This is a genomic window from Isoptericola sp. NPDC057191 (genome assembly GCF_042670225.1).
GTDB lineage: Bacteria > Actinomycetota > Actinomycetes > Actinomycetales > Cellulomonadaceae > Isoptericola.
The window spans coordinates 1-16720 of the sequence record NZ_JBHUWC010000083.1 but is presented as its reverse complement, the minus strand read 5'-3'; the positions used below and the strand labels follow the sequence as shown (position 1 = coordinate 16720).

Genomic DNA, 16720 nt, shown 5'->3' with positions numbered 1-16720 from the left:
GGGTCCAGGTGGACCCCGAGCTTCTCGAGAAGAGCAGTCGGCTCCGGCCGCTGCCGGGGGCCGCGTGCAGGCATGTCAGCCCGCGTGCTCGGTGCGCAGCGCCTCAGCGTACTGGCGGCCCTTGTAGGCACCGCAGGTGGGGCAGGCGGCGTGGGACAGCTTCTGCCCCTTGCAGCTCGGGCACGTGGTGAGGACGGCCGCGGTGGTCTTCCACTGCGAGCGACGCGCCCGGGTGTTGCTGCGCGACATCTTGCGCTTCGGAACAGCCACGGCTAGCTCTCTTTCGTCTCGTCGGACACGCTCGACTCCTCGAGCATGGTCTGCAATGCCGACCACCGGGGGTCGACCAGGTCGTGATGGTGGTCAGGGTCGTCCGCCAGCCGGGCCCCGCAGACGGAGCACAGGCCAGGGCAGTCCTGACGGCACAGCGGTTGAAATGGTAGTGCAGTCACGAGCGAATCCCGAACCGCCGGCTCGATGTCGGCCAGGTCGTCGACCAGCACCGGCTCGTCCTCGGCATCCTCGTCGCCGGACTCCTCCGCCGCCTTGGCCCGCTCGGGGTAGGCGAACAGCTCCTGCACGCGCACCGTCACCTGCTTGGACACCGGGTCGAGGCAGCGCGCGCACTCCCCCACCGCCGTGCCGCGCACGACGCCGGTGATCAGCACCCCCTCCAGGACCGACTCGAGCCGGAGGCCCAGCGTCAGGTCGTCACCCTCGGGCACGCCGATGACGGCGGTCCCCATGTCCGCGGGAGCGGGCACGACACGCGCGACCTCCTCCATCGTCCCGGGTCGCCGAGACAGCTCGTGCGTGTCGAGCACGAGCGGCGAAGGCTTCGCGGTGGCGATGGCAGGCTCCAAGGACTGGCGGGCGAAAGGGGGGCGGCCCGCGACGGGGCCAGCGATCTAGTCTAGGCCATCGCGGACACGTGTGGCAGCACGCCCGGACGTGACCCGTCTCTCACGGACCGGCTACGACGCGCTCCGGACGGGCTCCGGACGTGCTCAGGACTGCGTGCCCTGCGGCCATCGCGGGTCGGCGACGGAGTCCCACCGCACCCGGGGCGAGCCCTGCTCCAGCCGGTCGGCGAGCTTCTCCCGGCCGGCGCGCACCTGGCTCGACAGGGCGTCCAGGTCCTGCTGGAGGTCTGCGAGCCTGCCGTCGCAGTACGCGTCCGCGTCCGCGCGCAGCGCCGCGGCCCGGCGCTCAGCCTCCGCCACGATCTCGGCGGCGCGGGACTGCGCCTGCACCACGACCTGCTCCGTCTGCACCAGCTCGATGGCGCGGGCCCGGGCGGACGCCACGATCTCCTCGGCCTGGCGGTGCGCGTCGTCCAGCGTGTCGCGCGCCGCGGCGAGCACCTCGTCCGCCCGGCCCACCTGGGTGGGCAGCGCGTCGCGCAGCTCGTCGACCAGGCCGAGGGCCTGGTCGCGGTCGACCTTCACGTTGGTCGACAGGGGCACCGAGCGCGCGTTCTCGACCAGCGCAGCCAGGTCCTCCAGGATGTCCAGGAGCCCGCCGACCGGGTTCTCCTGCTCCTCCCCGGCCGGGGTCCTCTGGGTCGTCTCGCTCATCCCTGCTCCTTGGTCCGGCTCGTGCCGCTCAGTGCCGCGCGCACCGCGTCCGCCACCCCGGGCGGCACGAGGTCGTCGATCGGCCCGCCGTACCGGGCCACGTCCTTCACCAGCGACGACGCGACGTGGGCGAAGCGCTGCTCTCCCGGCAGGAAGACCGTCTCCACGCCGGTCAGGTGACGGTTCATGAGCGCCATCGGCACCTCGGCGTCGAAGTCCGCCCCGCCGCGCAGCCCCTTGACCACCGCGACCGCGCCGATCTCCCGGCAGAAGTCCACGAGGAGCCCCGGCACGACCTCCACCCGCACGGCGGCGGTCTCCGGGTCCGCGGCGAGCGCCGCCCGGGCGAGCCCCACGCGCTCCTCGGGGCCCAGCAGGGCGTTCTTGGCGGCGTTCTGCGCCACCCCGACCACGACCTCGTCGAACATCCGGCACGCCCGCCGGACGATGTGGAGGTGGCCGAGGGTGATCGGGTCGAACGACCCGGGGCAGACGGCGATGCTCACCCGGTCACGCTAGTACAGCGCCGTCCCGATCCCCGGGACCCTGGCCGGTCCCGTCACGGGTGCCTCCGGCCGTGCCGCGAGCGCCCGACGGGGACACCATGAGGGATGGCCACCGCCGCCCCGGGCGCCGTTCCCGACGTCGTCCCCCTCACCACCGACGCCCAGCTGGCGTCGCTCTGGCGGGACGTGCTCGCGCCGTCGTTCCCGCCGGCCGAGCTGATCACGCTCGAGGCCCTGCGCGCCGGTTGCCGCTCCGGCGAGCAGACGGCACACGGCGTCGAGCGCGGCGGCCACGTCACCGCCGGCGTGGTCGCGTCGTGGTCGCCGGCCACCCGGGTGCTGCTGCTCGACTACCTCGCCATCGCCCCGGGCGGGCGCGGCGGTGGCCTGGGCGGCCTGCTGCTGGACCGCTCCGTCGCGGCGTGGCGGGCCGAGCGCGCCCCGGCGCTCGTGCTGGCGGAGGTCGAGCACCCGGGGCATCACGCCGCCCACCCCCAGCACGGCGACCCCGCCGCACGGCTGCGCTTCTACGCCCGGCACGGGGCAGGCGCGCTGGCCGTGCCCTACTTCCAGCCCGGCATGAACGGGCCCGGCTCGCCTCGCGTCCCGGCGATGCTGCTCCTCGCTCTCGACGTGGGCGACGACCTGCGGGACGGCGAGTCCCACGACCTGCCCGGCGACCTGCCCGGCGACCTGCCCCACGACGTGCCCGGCGACCTGCCCCACGACGTGCCCGGCGACCCGGTGCTCCGCTTCCTCACCGAGCACCTCGTCGCGTGCGAGGGCGTGCTGGTCGACGACGCGGCCACGCGGCGGCTGCTCGCGGCGGCGTCCGCCGAGCGGGTCCCGCTGGTCGACCCGGGCGACCGGGTCGCTCTCGCCGCCGTCCCCGTGGGGATCTTGGAGGGCGCGGAGCAGTACGCCCCGCCAGGTTCAGCCGGCTGAGCCGGTCAGCCGGCTGAACCTGTCAGCCGGCCGAGCCTGCCGTGCTCGGGCCGCCCGCCTTCTGTTCCGGCTCCGGCTCCGGCTCCGGCTCGGGCTCGGGCTCCGCATAGTGCACGGCCGTCTCGCCGTAGTCCTTGCGGGCGAACGCCGCCAGGCCCGACGGCCAGGCCGGCTCCGGGCTGCGGGTGGAGCGCTCGACGACGACGACGGCACCCGCGGCGAGCACACCGGGCGCGGCGAGGTGCGCGAGCACCGTCGCGAGCGCGTCCTCCGCCAGGTCGTACGGAGGGTCGAGGAAGACCAGGTCGACGCCGCGGGCCGCGGCGCCGTCGGCGGGCACGGCGCCTGCCGCGAACCGCTCGGCGGAGTCCGCCACGACCCGGACCTCGCGCTGGAGGCCCAGCGCGGCGACGTTGCGGCGTGCGACGTCCGCGGCACGCCGGTTCGCGTCGACCAGCACGACGTCGGCGGCGCCGCGGCTGGCGGCCTCGAGGCCCAGCGCGCCGGACCCGGCGTACAGGTCGAGCACCCGCGCGCCGTCCAGCACGTCCAGGTGGTCCAGGCGGGAGAAGATCGCCTCGCGGACCCGGTCGCTCGTGGGTCGCGTGCCCTTCGGCGGCACCTGCAGCGAGCGCCCGCCGAAGCGGCCGGCCACGATCCTCGTCATGCCGCCGAGCCTAGGTCACGGGCAGCGAGTGCCCGCGCGCGCCTGGCGACAGGGGCTCAGGCCCGCTCGAGGAACTCCTCCTGCTCGTCGTCGAGCTGCGCCTCGATCGCCGCGCGCAGCTCGGGGTGGTCCGCGAGCCCGAGGTCGGCCTCCACGACGGCGGACGCCTCGCGCCGCGCGTCGGCGATGAGGTCCGCGTCCTGCACCACCCGCAGCAGCCGCAGGGAGCTGGAGCGACCGGACTGCGCGGCGCCGAGCACGTCGCCCTCGGAGCGCAGCTCCAGGTCGAGGGTCGCGAGCCGGAAGCCGTCCGTGGTCTCCGCGAGCGCCTCGACCCGCGTCGCGGCGGGGGTGCCCGGCTGCGCCGTCGAGACCAGGAGGCAGAGCCCGGGAGCGGCGCCGCGGCCCACGCGTCCGCGCAGCTGGTGCAGCTGGGACAGGCCGAAGCGGTCGGCGTCGAACACGACCATCACGGTGGCGTCGGGCACGTCGACGCCCACCTCGATCACCGTCGTGGAGACCAGCACCTGCAGCTCGCCGGCCGCGAACCGGGCCATCGCGGACTCCTTGTCGGCGGGCGCCATCTGCCCGTGCAGCACCCCGACGTCGAGCCCGGCGAGCGCCGGGGTCTCCCGCAGCATGTCGGCGACCTCGAGCACCGCGCGCAGCGGGGGCCGGTCGTCGCCGGAGCCGGTACCGCCCCCGTCCATGAGCTCCAGCAGGTCCGGGACGTCGTCGAAGTCCTTGGCGGCGGCTCCCCCGGCCGCGGGCAGGTCGTCGTCGGGGTGGATCCGCGGGCACACCACGTACGCCCGGTGCCCCTTGTCCACCTCCTCGCGCACCCGCGCCCACGTCCGCTCCATCCAGCGCGGGTTGCCGGCCGGAACCACGTGCGACGTGATCCCGGCGCGGCCGGCGGGGACCTCGGTCAGCGACGACGTCTCGAGGTCGCCGAAGACCGTCATCGCGACGGTGCGCGGGATCGGTGTGGCGGTCATGACGAGCACGTGCGGCGCCACGCGCCCCTTGGCACGCAGCGCGTCCCGCTGCTCGACGCCGAACCGGTGCTGCTCGTCGACGACGACCAGGCCGAGGTCGGCGAACTGCACCTGGTCGCCCAGGAGGGCGTGCGTGCCCACGACGATGCCCGCCTCGCCGCTCGCCGCCTGGAGCAGCGCCTCCTTGCGGGCCGCCGCGCCGAGCGAGCCGGTCAGCAGCGCGACACGGGTGCCGTGCGCCGCTCCGCCCAGCAGGCCGCCCTCGGCCAGCGGGCCCAGCAGCGTGCGCAGCGTGCGGGCGTGCTGCGCCGCGAGCACCTCGGTGGGCGCGAGGAGGGCCGCCTGGCCCCCGGCGTCGACCACCTGCAGCATCGCGCGCAGCGCCACCACGGTCTTGCCGGAGCCCACCTCGCCCTGCAGCAGCCGTTGCATCGGTCGTGCCTGCGCGAGCTCGCGCGCCAGGTCCTCGCCCACGGACCGCTGGCCGTCGGTCAGCGTGAACGGCAGCGCCGCGTCGAAGTCGGCGAGCAGGCTCGACGCGTCCCCGTCCCGCAGGGGGCGCGCGGTGGCCTCCTGCTCCGCGGCGTGCGCGCGCCGCTGGGCGAGCGCCGCCTGGAGCACGAAGGCCTCCTCGAAGCGGAACCGGTGCCGGGCGCGCTGCCAGGCTCGCTGGTCGTCGGGCACGTGGATCGCGCGCAGCGCCTCGAGCCGGCCGGGCAGCCCGGCCCGCTCGCGGACGTCGGCCGGCACGGGGTCCTCGACGTCGGCCTCGGTGAGCGGGTCGAGCACGGTGCGCACGGACCGTTGGATGCGCCAGCTCGGCACGGACGACGACGCGGGATAGATGGGGATGGGACGGCTGGCCTCGAACATGGCCGCCTCGGCGTCGTCCGCGTCGACGCCCACGAGCACGTAGTCCGGGTGGGTGAGCTGCCGGGTGCCCCGGTACTCGCTGACGACTCCGGTGAACAGGCCGACGCGCCCCGGCCGCAGCTTGTCCTCGTGCGGGCGCAGCGCGCCGGCACGCTTCGCGAAGAACGTCAGCGCGAGCTCGTGCCGGCCGTCGGTCACGACCGCCTGCAGCATGGCCCCGGAGCGGGAACGCATCGTGCGCACGGTGGCGTGCGCGACGCGGGCCATCACGGTGACGTGCTCGCCGAGCGCGAGCCGGTCCATGTCGGTCAGCGTGCCCGGGTCGCCGTAGCGGCGGGGGTAGTGCCGCAGCAGGTCCCCCACGGAGACGAGCCCGAGCTTCTCCAGCGGGGCGGCGCTGCGCGCGCCCAGCACCTTGGTCAGCGCCTCGCTCTCGCGCCCCGTCATCGCCGCGCCTCTACCCCGAGCGTCACGCCGGCCCCGGGCCGGCCGGTCGCCAGCACGACGACCTCCGCGTCCGGCGCCCCGGCTGCCGCCGCCCGCCCGACCTCGGCCAGCACCGCCGGTGGCACGTCCACGCCCGCCAGCACCGTCACGACCTCCGCGTCCGGCGCGCCGGCCAGCAGGCCGCGCAGGGCGTCCGCCGCACCGGCGGCGTCGCCCGTCCACGAGCTCAGGCGCCCGAGAGCCTGGCGGACCGCCGCGGGCACGCCGTCCAGGACGTCGCCCTCGGCCCCCGCCTCCATGCCGGCCTCCATGCCTGCCTCCATGAGGGCCGCGACCGCGGTCACCACGTGCGCGTCGTCGCCCGCGTCGAGCAGCCCGACGACGGGCTCGCCCGCGCCCCCGTCCCGGTGCGCGGCCAGCGCGCCGTCGAGCGCGCCGCGACCGCCGGGCACCGGGCCGGGTACGACGAGCACGCGGCCGGCGGGCACGCCGAGCGCCGCCTGGGCGAGGTCGTCGGCCGTCACGGGCTGGTCCAGGTCGAGCAGCACGACGGCGCCGCCGCGCGCCAGGTCGCCGGCGAGCGCGGGCGCGGACGTGGCGACCACGGCACCCCAGGGCGCGTCGGCCGGGACGCCCGACCCCGCACCGTGCGCACCCAGCACAGCCAGGTGCCGCACGTGCACACGCGACACGGCGCCGCCCGCCGCCCAGCGGCGCGCCACGTCGAGCCCGCCTGCCAGGTCGGTCGTGTGCACGTGCGCCTGCCACAGCGACTCGTCCCCGACGACCGCGGGCTCGTCCGGGGCGTCGACGTCGTCCGGCTCGTCGGGCTCGTCCGCACCGCCGACCACCACGACCGACTCACCGATGGCGTCCAGGTCCCGCCGCAGGGCGTCCGCGACGGCTCCCGGAGCAAAGTCGGCGGCCGCGGCGGGCCGGTGCAGCACGAACATCAGCTCGAGCGCGTCGGCGTCGCTCTCGGCGGCACCCGGCGCGGGATCACAGCCGGCGGGGGCGGCACCGGGCAGCGGGTCGCCCTGGCGCAGCTCGACGTCAAGGGTCACGGGGCCGGTCACGGGCGACATCGTGCCGGGCGCCTCCGACACGGCGCGGTGGGCGCCGGCCAGCGCCTCGAGCACCAGCAGCAGCCCGCCCGCCCCGGCGTCGAGCACGCCGGCGTCGCGCAGCGCGTCGAGCGAGCCCGGACTCGTGAGCAGGGCCTCGCGCGCCCCGGAGCGCGCGGCGTCCAGCACCGCCTGCCGGCGACGACGACGCTCCGGATCGGTGCGGGCGGCCGTCGGTGCGTCGGTGCGGGTGGCCGGTGCCGCGTCCCGGGCTGCGGCGGCGGCCGCGTCCGCGGCGGTGAGGATCGTGCCGGGCGCGGGATGAGCGACGGCGAGCCGCGCGGTCCGGGCGGCGGTCGCCAGCGCCCGCTCCACGGGCTCGCCGCGCGTGGCAGCGGCGGCGAGGCCGCGCAACCACTCGCTGAGGATCACGCCGGAGTTGCCGCGCGCCGCGAGCAGCGCGCCGCGGGCGAGGACGCGCAGGAGGCGCGCTCCGCCGGCCCCGGCGGGCTCCTCCTGGACGGCGTGCGCCCCCTCCCGGAGGGTGAGGTAGAGGTTGGTCCCGGTGTCACCGTCGGCGACCGGGAAGACGTTGACCCCGTCGAGCGCCGCACGGGCGCCGCCGAGCGCCTCCACGGCCAGACGGACCCACAGCCGCACGACGGCCGCGTCCCGCAGGTCCGGGTCCGTCACGTCACCTCCCGCTGGCTCTCGAGCACCCCGCCATGGTCCTCTAGCCCGGCGGTGTCCGCGGCCCACGGTAGCGGTGAGCAGCCCCACGTTGAGGGTCACCCTCCGGATCGGCTATCCTCGTGTAGTTGCCCGGGCGGTTCCGGGCTCCCCCAGACCACACACTTCACGTCCTGCTGCCCTGGCGCGGGACGTGTCACGACGATTCAGGAGAGACCGTGGCTGCCAACTGCGACGTCTGCGGCAAGGGCCCGGGCTTCGGGCACAGCATCTCGCACTCCCACATCCGCACGAAGCGCCGCTGGAACCCGAACATCCAGCGCGTCCGTGCCGTGGTCGCGGGTACCCCCAAGCGAGTCAACGTCTGCACCTCCTGCCTCAAGGCAGGCAAGGTGACGCGCCAGGCCTGAGCCTGCGCGCCGGGCCCACGGCCCGGATGTCGACACTTTCACGAGACGCCCGTCGGGACTTCCCGACGGGCGTCTTGTCGTCCCCCGAGGCCGAGCGACGGGCGAGGCGCGCCACCTCGACAGCCGCACCGCCACCGGCAAAGAATTCGTGAAGGATTCACCAAACTGCCTTGGCCGAACCCGGGTCGTCGTGGCACCCTGAGCAGATGATCGTGCAGACCGACAGCGACGTGGAGATCCGCCCCGCCCAGACGACGGACGCCGGGCGCATCGCGCAGGTGCACGTCACGTCGTGGAAGGGCGCCTACGCCAGCGTCCTGCCGGCCGAGTACCTCGACTCCGTCGACGTCGCCGAGCGCACCGCCCAGTGGCAGCGCATCCTCGACGAGGGCGGCCGCACGACGCTCGTGGCCGAGGGCGACGGCCGCCTCCTCGGCTTCGCCTCCTACGGCCCGTCGCGCGACGAGGACGCCGAGGACGGCGACCTCGAGCTGTACGCGATCTACCTCGACCCCGAGTCGTGGGGGCGCGGTGTGGCCCGCGACCTCATGCGGACCGTCCTGTCCGACGTGCAGGACGGCACGCCGATGTCCCTGTGGGTGCTGTCCCAGAACGAGCGCGCCCAGCACTTCTACCGTCGCCACGGGTTCCAGCCGGACGGCGTGGAGCGGATGGACGACATCGGCGACACCCCGGTCACCGAGGTCCGCTACCGCCGCGGCTGACCCCCAGCCGACGATCCTCCGGGATCAGCCTGCGAAGTGGTCCCAGCCCGTCGCCACGGCGGGCGTACCGCCGTCGACGGTGACCCCCGCGCCCCCGGCAGCGGCACGCACCTGCCCGATCCTGCGGAACCCGCCCGGCAGCACGGCGTCCGCGGGGAACGTGGCGAGCAGGCCGTGGTCCTCGCCGCCGGACAGCACCCAGCCGAGCGCCGCGTCCCGGTCCACGCCCAGCGCCTGCGCCGCGGGCAGGAGCCGCGCCACGTCCGCCTCGAGCGCCGCCGACTCCACGTCCACGGCCACGCCGCTCGCGCGCGCGAGCCGCCCGGCGTCGCGGAGCAGCCCGTCCGAGACGTCGAGCATCGCGGTGGCGCCGTGCCGTGCCGCCTCCGGACCGGCATCGAGCGGAGCCTCGGGGCGCAGGTAGCCCGCGACGTACGGCCCGAGCGCCCCCGCCGCCTCCGGGGCGCCGTCGGAGGACGAGACGACCCCCCTGTCGAGCAGAGCCAGCCCAGCCGCCGACAGCCCACGGTTCCCCGCGTAGGCGAGGACGTCGCCCGGCCGCGCGCCGGACCGGGTCACCGGGGGCCGGCCCTCGAGGTCGCCGTGCGCGGTGACGGCCACCACGACGGCGTCGCCGCCGGACAGGTCGCCCCCGACGACACCCGCGCCCACCGGTGCGGACACCTCGGCGAGACCTCGTGCGAGGCCCGTCACCCAGGCGACCGGGAGGTCGCCCGGCACGACGAGCGAGACCACGAGCGACGTCGGCCGCGCGCCCATCGCCGCGACGTCCGCGAGGTTCGCCGTCGCCGCCCGCGCCCCGACGTCGTGCCCGCTCGACCAGCGGCGGCGGAAGTGCCGGTCCTCGACCAGCACGTCGGTGGTGACGACGAACCGCCCGTCCGGGGCCGCGACGACCGCCGCGTCGTCCCCCGGGCCCAGCAGCGTGGCGGCGGCGTCCGGCAGCAGGGGGAAGATCCGGGCGAGGAGCCCCTCCTCGGACAGGTCACGCACGAGGGGGTGGGTGGCGTCGGTCACGGGGACGACTGTAGGCGGTCGACGGGGCCCTCCCGCCCGGTAGCGTGGACGTCGTGCCCCGACGTTCCCCGCTGACCCGCGCCGCCGCGCTGGCCGCCCTCGTCGTCGCGCCGCTCGCGGCGTGCGCCCCGACCATCGGCGCGACCCCGGCCGAGGACGCCGCCGACCCGGCGTGCGCCCCGGTCATGCTCGCCCTGCCGGACACGCTCGCCGGCGACCTGCCGCAGCGCGACACGAACGCCCAGGCCACCACCGCCTGGGGCGACCCCGGCGCCGCCGTCACCCTGCGCTGCGGCATCACCCCGCCCGGGCCGTCCCCGGACTGCCAGCGGGTCGAGTCCCCGGCGGGCGCCGTCGACTGGATCGTCGTCGCCGGCGACGACGGCACCTGGCGGTTCACCACCTACGGGCGCGAGCCCGCCGTCGAGGTCCTGGTGCCGCCGTCGGTCACCGCCGACCACTCGACCTCGTTCGTGGGCGACCTCGCCCAGGCCGTGAGCAACGTCCCCGCCACCGCCCACTGCAGCTGAACGCGCGCCGAGGTAGCTCCAGACCTGCCGAGGTAGTTCCAGACCTGCCGAGGTAGTTCCGGACGTGCCGAGGTAGTTCCGGACGTGCCGAGGTAGTTCAGCCTCCGCAGGCGGATGGTCGGTACCAGGTGGCAGGGTCGAGCCATGGACCCACGGCTCAGCTTCGTCACCCTCGTCGTCCACGACCTTCGCGCGACACGCCGCTTCTACGTCGACGGCCTCGGCTGGGAACCGGCGCTCGAGGCCGCCGGCGAGGTACTGATGTTCCAGGTGGGCGAGCGCGTCGTCCTCTCCCTCTGGGACGAGACGTCCGCCGTCCAGGAGATCGGCCCGGTCACCCGCGGCGGGACCCCGCCGGTCACGCTCTCCCACAACGTCGCGACCACGGCAGAGGTCGACACGGCTCTCGACGCCGCGCGACGAGCCGGGGCGGCCTCGGTCTCGGACCCCGTGCAGCGCGAGTGGGGTGGGTACTCGGGCTACTTCGTGGACCCCGACGGGTTTCGCTGGGAGATCGCGTACAACCCCGGCGACATCGGGCAACGGGTCCTGCCCTGATCAGAAGAGACCTCGCCGTGCCCGCAACTACCTCGCCGCGCCCGCAACTACCTCGCCGTGCTCGCAACTACCTCGCGGCGCCCGCAACTACCTCGGCGTCAGCGCAGACCGGTCGGGCGCTCCAGCGCGAGCTGGATGAGCTCGTCGACCAGCTCGGGATAGCTCAGGCCCGAGGCCTCCCACATCCGCGGGTACATCGAGAACGGCGTGAATCCCGGCATGGTGTTGATCTCGTTCACCACGACGCGCTCGTCGGGTGTGACGAAGACGTCCACGCGCGACAGCCCCTCGGCCTCCACGGCCTCGAAGGTGCGCACGGCGACGTCGCGGACCTCGTCGAGCACGTGCGGCGGAAGGTCCGCCGGGCAGCGGAGGTCGACGTGGGCCTCGTCGAGGTACTTCGCCTCGAAGTCGTAGAACGCGTGGCTGTCGTGGTCGACGACGATCTCGCCGGGCAGCGACGCCCGGGTCGGAGCGCCGTCGCGTCCGCCGAGCACGGCGCACTCGATCTCCCGGCCGTCGATGCCGGCCTCGACGATCACCTTGGGGTCGTGCTCGCGCGCGGCGTCGACGGCGGCAGGCAGGTCGGCCAGGTCGTCGACGCGCGTGATGCCGAGGGACGAGCCGGCACGCGCCGGCTTGACGAACAGCGGCAGGCCGAGCGGCTCGACGGCGGCGACGCACGCCGCGCGGTCGCGCTCCCAGTCGCGCGGGCGGATGACGACGTACGGGCCGACGGCGAGCCCCTGGCCCGCCAGCACGAGCTTCATGAAGTGCTTGTCCATGCCGACGGCCGAGGCGAGCACGCCCGCGCCGACGTAGTGCACGTCCGAGAGCTCCAGCAGCCCCTGCACGGTGCCGTCCTCGCCGAACGGGCCGTGCAGCAGCGGGAAGACCACGTCGACCTCGCCCAGCAGCGCGGGCACCTGGCCGGGCTCCAGCACGCGCAGGGTGCGCTCGCCCTGGGTGAGGGACAGCACCACCTCGGCGCCGGTCTCGGCCGTCACCTCAGGCAGGCGGCCGTCCGTGATCTGCCAGCGCTCGGGGTCGTCCGCGGCGACGACCCAGCGGCCCTCGCGCGTGATGCCCACGGGCACGACGTCGTACCGGTCGCGGTCGATGGCGCGCAGCACGCCGCTGGCCGTGGAGGCGGAGATGGCGTGCTCGCCCGAGCGGCCGCCGAACAGCACGGCGACGCGGGTCTTGCGGGAGGCGTCGGCGCCCGGCGTCGGGACGGCGGGGACGGAGGCTGTGGTGGCGTCGGACATCGCCGCCCAACCTACCGGAACGCCCCGGTGCTGTGAGCGCGCGCCTGGCCCGCGACACGCCGGTCGGAAGGGCCAGGTTCCCGCTCACAGCACTCCGGCTGTCAGCGGGCGCGGAGCTCCTTGCGCAGGATCTTGCCCGCGGCGGACTTCGGGACCGCCGCGACGAACTCCACCACCCGCACCTTCTTGTACGGCGCGACCTGTTCGGCGACGAACGCCTGCACGTCGTCGGCCGTGAGCGCACTGCCCTCGGCCCGGACGACGAAGGCCTTCGGCACCTCCCCCGACTCCTCGTCGGGCACGCCCACCACCGCGGCGTCGGCGATCTCGGGATGGGTGAGCAGCAGGGCCTCCAGCTCGGCGGGCGCCACCTGGTAGCCCTTGTGCTTGATGAGCTCCTTGAGCCGGTCGACGACGGTGAACACGCCCTCGGCGTCCACGGTCACGATGTCCCCGGTGCGCAGGAAGCCGTCGGGCTCGAGCGTGTCGCGCGTGGCCTGCTCGTCCGCCAGGTAGCCGACCATGACGTTCGGCCCCGCGCACCACAGCTCGCCCGGCGCGCTCACGCCGGACTCGGGCCGGGCGATCGCCTCGCCCGTCGCCGGGTCCACCACCCGGGCCAGCATGTTCGGCACGAGCATCCCGACGGTGCCGGGCGAGACGTCGGGACGGTCGACCGGCACCACGTGCGAGACCGGTGACATCTCGGACATGCCGTAGCCCTGCAGCACGCGCGCGCCGGGCATGCGGCGACCCACCGCCTCCGCGAGGTGCTCGTCGAACGGTGCGGCGCCGGACATGAGGATCCGCACGCTGGACAGGTCGCGCCCCTCGGCCGCCGGGTGCTTGGCGAGCGCCAGCGCGATGGGCGGCGCGACGAACAGCACGGTGGCGCGATGCTGCTCGATGACCCGCAGGTACTCCGCGAGGTCGAAGCGCGGCAGCGTGACGAGCGCGGAACGCTGGTACACGGCGCCGTTCATGAGCACCGTCATGCCGTAGATGTGGAAGAACGGGAGCACCGCCGGCACGACGTCGTCGGGCTCCAGGGGCAGGAACGCCTCCGTCTGCAGCACGTTCGCGACGAGGTTGCGGTGCGTGAGCATCACGCCCTTGGGCAGCCCGGTCGTGCCGGACGAGTACGGCAGCACGGCGAGGTGGGTGCGCGGGTCGAGGTCGACGTCCGGGGCCGCGTGCCCTGCGGACAGGAGCTCGGTCAGCGACGGGTGCCCGTCCGCGCCGTCGAGGACGACGACGTCCTGCGGCGCCATGCCCACCGCGTCCGCGCCGGCCTCGGCCGCGGTCAGGAGTGCCGAGACGGTCACGAGTGCCTTCGCTCCCGACGACTCGAGCTGCTTGGCCACTTCCCGCCCCGAGGCGAGCGCGTTGACGGTGGTGACGGTGATCCCGGCGCGCAGGAGACCGTGGAAGACGGCGACGAACGCGGGCACGTTCGGGCTGTGCAGGGCGACCACGTCCCCGACGCCCAGGCCGCGTGCGGCGAACGCACCCGCGACGGCGTCCACCCGCGCGCGCAGCTCGCCGTAGGTGGTCGTCGCGCCGCTCGGACCGTCGACCAGGGCGGTCCGGTCCAGGTCGGCGTCGGAGAGCGACGCGAAGAGGAAGTCGTAGAGCGTGACGTCGGGGATCTCGACGTCGGGGTGCGGGCTGCGGATCACGGTCCGGTCGGAGGTGCGGTCGGAGGTGTGGTCGGCGGTCCGGTCGGCGCTGGTGTCGGACATGGCGGTCCCTTCGTGCGGCACGGTCCTCGTCGACCGTTGCACCGGAGCGTAGCGCCGGGAACTGATCGTGCGGTGCCGGCGTTGGGGCGTTCGTGGACCACCTCACCCTCACGGCGCAAGCCGTCCCGGCGCCCGCGGCCGACGAGAACGCCGCGCCCGCCGACGACCCCAGTCATAGTCCGGGCTCCCCGCAGCCCCCGAGAATCCTCGACCCTGAGGCGGTGCGCGCCCGATGACCGCCGCGCTCTCCCTCCTCCTCGGCCTCCTGGTGATCCTCGTGATCACCGCGGCGACGGCGTACTTCGTCGCCCAGGAGTTCGCCTACATGACCGTCGACCGCTCCCGGCTCGCCGCCCGCGCGGAGACCGGCGACGTGACCGCGCAGCGGGCCCTCGCCGTCACCCGTCGCACGTCGTTCGTGCTCTCGGGCGCCCAGCTCGGCATCACCGTGACCGGCCTGCTGGTCGGCTACGTGGCCGAGCCGCTCGTGGGCGACGCGCTCGGCACCCTGCTCGGCGGCGTCGGCGTCCCGACCGGTGTCGGCGTGGCCGTCGGCACCGTCGCGGCGCTGGTCGTCTCCACCCTGGTGCAGATGCTGTTCGGCGAGCTGTTCCCCAAGAACCTCGCGATCGCCCGGCCCGAGCCCACGGCCCTGCGCCTCGCCGGCTCGACAACGGCCTACCTGACCGTGCTGGGCTGGCTCATCGCCGTGTTCGACAAGGCGTCGAACGCCCTGCTGCGGCTGCTGCGCATCGAGCCCGTGCACGACGTCGAGCACTCGGCCACGGCCCGAGACCTGGAGCACATCGTCGCCGACTCGCGCTCCAGCGGCGACCTGCCCGACGACCTGTCGATGCTGCTCGACCGGATCCTCGACTTCCCGGCCCGCGACGTCGAGCACGCGATGATCCCCCGGTCGCGCGTCGGGACGGTCGAGCCCGGTCTGACCGTGGGCGAGCTGCGCACCCTCATGGCGGGCGGCCACTCCCGCTACCCGGTGGTCGACGGCGAGGACCAGGCGATCGGCGTCGTCCAGCTGACGGACCTGCTGCGCACCGGGCTCGCCGACGACGCGCCCGTGACCGAGCTGATGCGCCCGGTCACGGTGCTGCCCACGATGATGCCGCTCCCGGCGGCGCTCGCCGAGCTGACGCGCTCGAGCAACCAGCTCGCGGTCGTCGTCGACGAGTACGGCGGGCTCGCGGGCGTCCTCACTCTCGAGGACCTCGCCGAGGAGCTCGTCGGCGAGATCACCGACGAGCACGACGCCGACGAGCCGGCCACCGTCACCCCCGAGGCCGACGGGACCTGGGTGATGGGCGGCGACGTCCACCTCGACGAGGCGGAGCGGGCCATCGGCCACGACCTGCCCCGCGGCGACCACGAGACCGTCGCCGGGCTGCTCATCGCCCAGCTCGGCGCGCTGCCCCGCGCCGGGGACGCCGTGACGGTCGAGCTCCCGCCCGACCCGGCCGACCTCGCGCACGACGAACCCGTCGAGCGGCGGATCGAGGTGGACGTGCTCGCCGTCGAGCGGCACGTGCCGCACCTGGTGCGCGTCCGCCTGGTCGACACCTCGGACGGTTCCCCGTCCGGCACCGCGAAGGAGGAGGACCGATGAGCGAGCCCTGGGTCGTCCTCGCCGCGACCGTCGTCATCATCGCGCTGAGCGCGTTCTTCGTGGCCGTGGAGTTCGCCCTCCTCGGTGCGCGCCGCCACCGCCTCGAGGACGCCGCCGCCACCAGCCGCTCCGCCCGGGCGGCGCTGCGCAGCTCGTCCGAGCTGACGCTGCTGCTGGCGGGGTCGCAGCTCGGCATCACCGCGTGCACGCTCGCGCTCGGCGCCGTGACGAAGCCCGCGGTGCACCACTGGCTCACCCCGCTGTTCGCCGGGTGGGGCGCCCCGTACTGGGTCGCGGACGTCGCGGGCTTCGTGCTCGCCCTCGTCATCGTGACCTTCCTGCACCTCGTGGTGGGCGAGATGGCGCCGAAGTCGTGGGCCATCGCGCACCCCGAGGCGTCGGCCACCCTGCTCGCGCTGCCGATGCGCGGCTTCATGTGGCTCACGCGCCCGGTGCTGCGGTGGCTCAACGCGCTGGCCAACCGGTGCCTGCGGGCCGTCGGGGTGGAGCCGGTCGACCACGTGGACGTCGGGCACGACCCGACGACGCTGCGCCACCTGGTCGAGCACTCCGCGAACGTCGGGGCGCTCGACGCGGCGTACTCGTCGCAGATCGCCGGGGCGCTCGAGCTGGAGACGCTCACCGTCGACGCGCTCGTGGCCCCCGGGGCCCGACCCACGGCGGTCGCGGCGGACGCGACGGCGGCGGACGTCCGGGCGGCGTCCGTCACCTCCGGCCACCTGCGCATCCTGCTGCACGGCCCGGGGTCCGACGGCGAGGTGAGCGGCGTCGTGCACGTGCGCGACACCCTGCTGCTCGCCGACGCCGCGCCGGTCGCGCCGCTCGCGAGGGCGCCGTTCGTGCTGGACGCGTCGACCACCGTGCACTCGGCGATCGCGCTGCTGCGCGAGGCGGGCGAGCAGCTGGCGCTGGTGCGTCGCGACGGCCGGACCCTGGGCGTCGTCACGCTCGCGGACGTGCTCCGGCGCCTGCTGCCCGAGCCGGTCCCGGCGGGCGGCTGACCGCCGCGGCGCGTCGTACGGTGAGGGCATGCCTGCGCC

The 16720-nt window shown here is 75.2% G+C and carries 17 protein-coding genes; 7 read left to right on the top strand and 10 right to left on the bottom strand.

Annotation, left to right across the window (positions count from 1 at the left end):
- Positions 1-75 precede the first annotated feature (75 nt).
- The 4 genes from rpmF to coaD all read right to left on the bottom strand — a co-directional run bounded on the left by rpmF (position 76) and on the right by coaD (position 2083).
- A complete protein-coding gene (gene rpmF / locus ACFT55_RS11915; RefSeq protein WP_079574722.1) occupies positions 76-270 on the bottom strand; it encodes a 50S ribosomal protein L32 in 195 nt (64 codons plus the stop codon).
- Between the two features lie 2 nt (positions 271-272).
- Positions 273-824 carry a YceD family protein gene (locus tag ACFT55_RS11910; RefSeq protein ID WP_380244043.1) on the bottom strand — a complete coding sequence of 184 codons (552 nt, stop codon included), beginning with the start codon at positions 822-824 and terminating at the stop codon, positions 273-275.
- A 183-nt stretch (positions 825-1007) separates the two neighbouring features.
- Complete coding sequence (locus ACFT55_RS11905) at positions 1008-1577, bottom strand: hypothetical protein (protein ID WP_380244042.1); 570 nt, start codon at positions 1575-1577, stop codon at positions 1008-1010.
- On the bottom strand, positions 1574-2083 hold the full coding sequence (gene coaD, locus ACFT55_RS11900; RefSeq protein WP_380244041.1) for a pantetheine-phosphate adenylyltransferase: 510 nt from the start codon (positions 2081-2083) through the stop codon (positions 1574-1576). The genes ACFT55_RS11905 and coaD overlap by 4 nt, the downstream gene beginning before the upstream one ends.
- 105 nt (positions 2084-2188) lie before the next feature.
- On the opposite strand from coaD, the gene ACFT55_RS11895 reads away from it, so the two are divergent.
- The gene (locus ACFT55_RS11895; protein ID WP_380244040.1) at positions 2189-3028 is read left to right on the top strand and encodes a hypothetical protein; all 840 of its coding nucleotides are present in this window, start codon (positions 2189-2191) and stop codon (positions 3026-3028) included.
- Positions 3029-3050: 22 nt separating this feature from the next.
- Here the strand turns inward: ACFT55_RS11895 and rsmD are convergent, their stop codons facing one another.
- The 3 genes from rsmD to ACFT55_RS11880 are packed head-to-tail and all read right to left on the bottom strand — an operon-like array spanning position 3051 to position 7770.
- Complete coding sequence (gene rsmD, locus ACFT55_RS11890) at positions 3051-3695, bottom strand: 16S rRNA (guanine(966)-N(2))-methyltransferase RsmD (protein ID WP_380244039.1); 645 nt, start codon at positions 3693-3695, stop codon at positions 3051-3053.
- Between the two features lie 56 nt (positions 3696-3751).
- On the bottom strand, positions 3752-6013 hold the full coding sequence (locus ACFT55_RS11885) for an ATP-dependent DNA helicase RecG (protein ID WP_380244038.1): 2262 nt from the start codon (positions 6011-6013) through the stop codon (positions 3752-3754).
- A complete protein-coding gene (locus ACFT55_RS11880; protein ID WP_380244037.1) occupies positions 6010-7770 on the bottom strand; it encodes a DAK2 domain-containing protein in 1761 nt (586 codons plus the stop codon). Before ACFT55_RS11880 ends, ACFT55_RS11885 begins: the two co-directional genes overlap by 4 nt.
- 215 nt (positions 7771-7985) lie before the next feature.
- Here ACFT55_RS11880 and rpmB point away from each other — a divergent pair, with 215 nt between their 5' ends.
- Positions 7986-8177: a 50S ribosomal protein L28 gene (gene rpmB, locus ACFT55_RS11875; RefSeq protein ID WP_069984843.1), complete on the top strand. Its 192-nt coding sequence runs from the start codon at positions 7986-7988 to the stop codon at positions 8175-8177.
- Positions 8178-8383: 206 nt separating this feature from the next.
- A complete protein-coding gene (locus tag ACFT55_RS11870) occupies positions 8384-8902 on the top strand; it encodes a GNAT family N-acetyltransferase (protein ID WP_380244036.1) in 519 nt (172 codons plus the stop codon).
- 24 nt (positions 8903-8926) lie between these two features.
- On the opposite strand, the gene ACFT55_RS11865 is transcribed toward ACFT55_RS11870, so the two are convergent.
- The gene (locus tag ACFT55_RS11865) at positions 8927-9940 is read right to left on the bottom strand and encodes a thiamine-phosphate kinase (protein ID WP_380244035.1); all 1014 of its coding nucleotides are present in this window, start codon (positions 9938-9940) and stop codon (positions 8927-8929) included.
- 53 nt (positions 9941-9993) lie between these two features.
- Here ACFT55_RS11865 and ACFT55_RS11860 point away from each other — a divergent pair, with 53 nt between their 5' ends.
- Together ACFT55_RS11860 and ACFT55_RS11855 are read left to right on the top strand one after the other, a co-directional pair.
- A complete protein-coding gene (locus ACFT55_RS11860) occupies positions 9994-10470 on the top strand; it encodes a DUF3515 family protein (protein WP_380244034.1) in 477 nt (158 codons plus the stop codon).
- A 144-nt stretch (positions 10471-10614) separates the two neighbouring features.
- Positions 10615-11028: a VOC family protein gene (locus ACFT55_RS11855; protein WP_380244033.1), complete on the top strand. Its 414-nt coding sequence runs from the start codon at positions 10615-10617 to the stop codon at positions 11026-11028.
- A gap of 98 nt (positions 11029-11126) precedes the next feature.
- Here the strand turns inward: ACFT55_RS11855 and ACFT55_RS11850 are convergent, their stop codons facing one another.
- Together ACFT55_RS11850 and ACFT55_RS11845 are read right to left on the bottom strand one after the other, a co-directional pair.
- The gene (locus tag ACFT55_RS11850) at positions 11127-12296 is read right to left on the bottom strand and encodes a D-alanine--D-alanine ligase family protein (RefSeq protein ID WP_380244032.1); all 1170 of its coding nucleotides are present in this window, start codon (positions 12294-12296) and stop codon (positions 11127-11129) included.
- A gap of 101 nt (positions 12297-12397) precedes the next feature.
- Positions 12398-13975 carry an AMP-binding protein gene (locus ACFT55_RS11845; protein WP_380244044.1) on the bottom strand — a complete coding sequence of 526 codons (1578 nt, stop codon included), beginning with the start codon at positions 13973-13975 and terminating at the stop codon, positions 12398-12400.
- Between the two features lie 295 nt (positions 13976-14270).
- Here ACFT55_RS11845 and ACFT55_RS11840 point away from each other — a divergent pair, with 295 nt between their 5' ends.
- Together ACFT55_RS11840 and ACFT55_RS11835 are read left to right on the top strand one after the other, a co-directional pair.
- Complete coding sequence (locus ACFT55_RS11840; protein WP_380244031.1) at positions 14271-15659, top strand: hemolysin family protein; 1389 nt, start codon at positions 14271-14273, stop codon at positions 15657-15659.
- A complete protein-coding gene (locus ACFT55_RS11835; protein WP_380244030.1) occupies positions 15656-16681 on the top strand; it encodes a CNNM domain-containing protein in 1026 nt (341 codons plus the stop codon). The genes ACFT55_RS11840 and ACFT55_RS11835 overlap by 4 nt, the downstream gene beginning before the upstream one ends.
- Positions 16682-16720: the final 39 nt, after the last annotated feature.

Excerpts from the sequence above, each read along its gene's own strand:
- ACFT55_RS11905 (WP_380244042.1), bottom strand. The coding sequence starts at position 1,577 with ATGAGCGAGACGACCCAGAGGACCCCGGCCGGGGAGGAGCAGGAGAAC.
- ACFT55_RS11895 (WP_380244040.1), top strand. The coding sequence starts at position 2,189 with ATGGCCACCGCCGCCCCGGGCGCCGTTCCCGACGTCGTCCCCCTCACC.
- rsmD (WP_380244039.1), bottom strand. The coding sequence starts at position 3,695 with ATGACGAGGATCGTGGCCGGCCGCTTCGGCGGGCGCTCGCTGCAGGTG.
- ACFT55_RS11885 (WP_380244038.1), bottom strand. The coding sequence starts at position 6,013 with ATGACGGGGCGCGAGAGCGAGGCGCTGACCAAGGTGCTGGGCGCGCGC.
- ACFT55_RS11870 (WP_380244036.1), top strand. The coding sequence starts at position 8,384 with ATGATCGTGCAGACCGACAGCGACGTGGAGATCCGCCCCGCCCAGACG.
- ACFT55_RS11855 (WP_380244033.1), top strand. The coding sequence starts at position 10,615 with ATGGACCCACGGCTCAGCTTCGTCACCCTCGTCGTCCACGACCTTCGC.
- ACFT55_RS11850 (WP_380244032.1), bottom strand. The coding sequence starts at position 12,296 with ATGTCCGACGCCACCACAGCCTCCGTCCCCGCCGTCCCGACGCCGGGC.
- ACFT55_RS11840 (WP_380244031.1), top strand. The coding sequence starts at position 14,271 with ATGACCGCCGCGCTCTCCCTCCTCCTCGGCCTCCTGGTGATCCTCGTG.
- ACFT55_RS11835 (WP_380244030.1), top strand. The coding sequence starts at position 15,656 with ATGAGCGAGCCCTGGGTCGTCCTCGCCGCGACCGTCGTCATCATCGCG.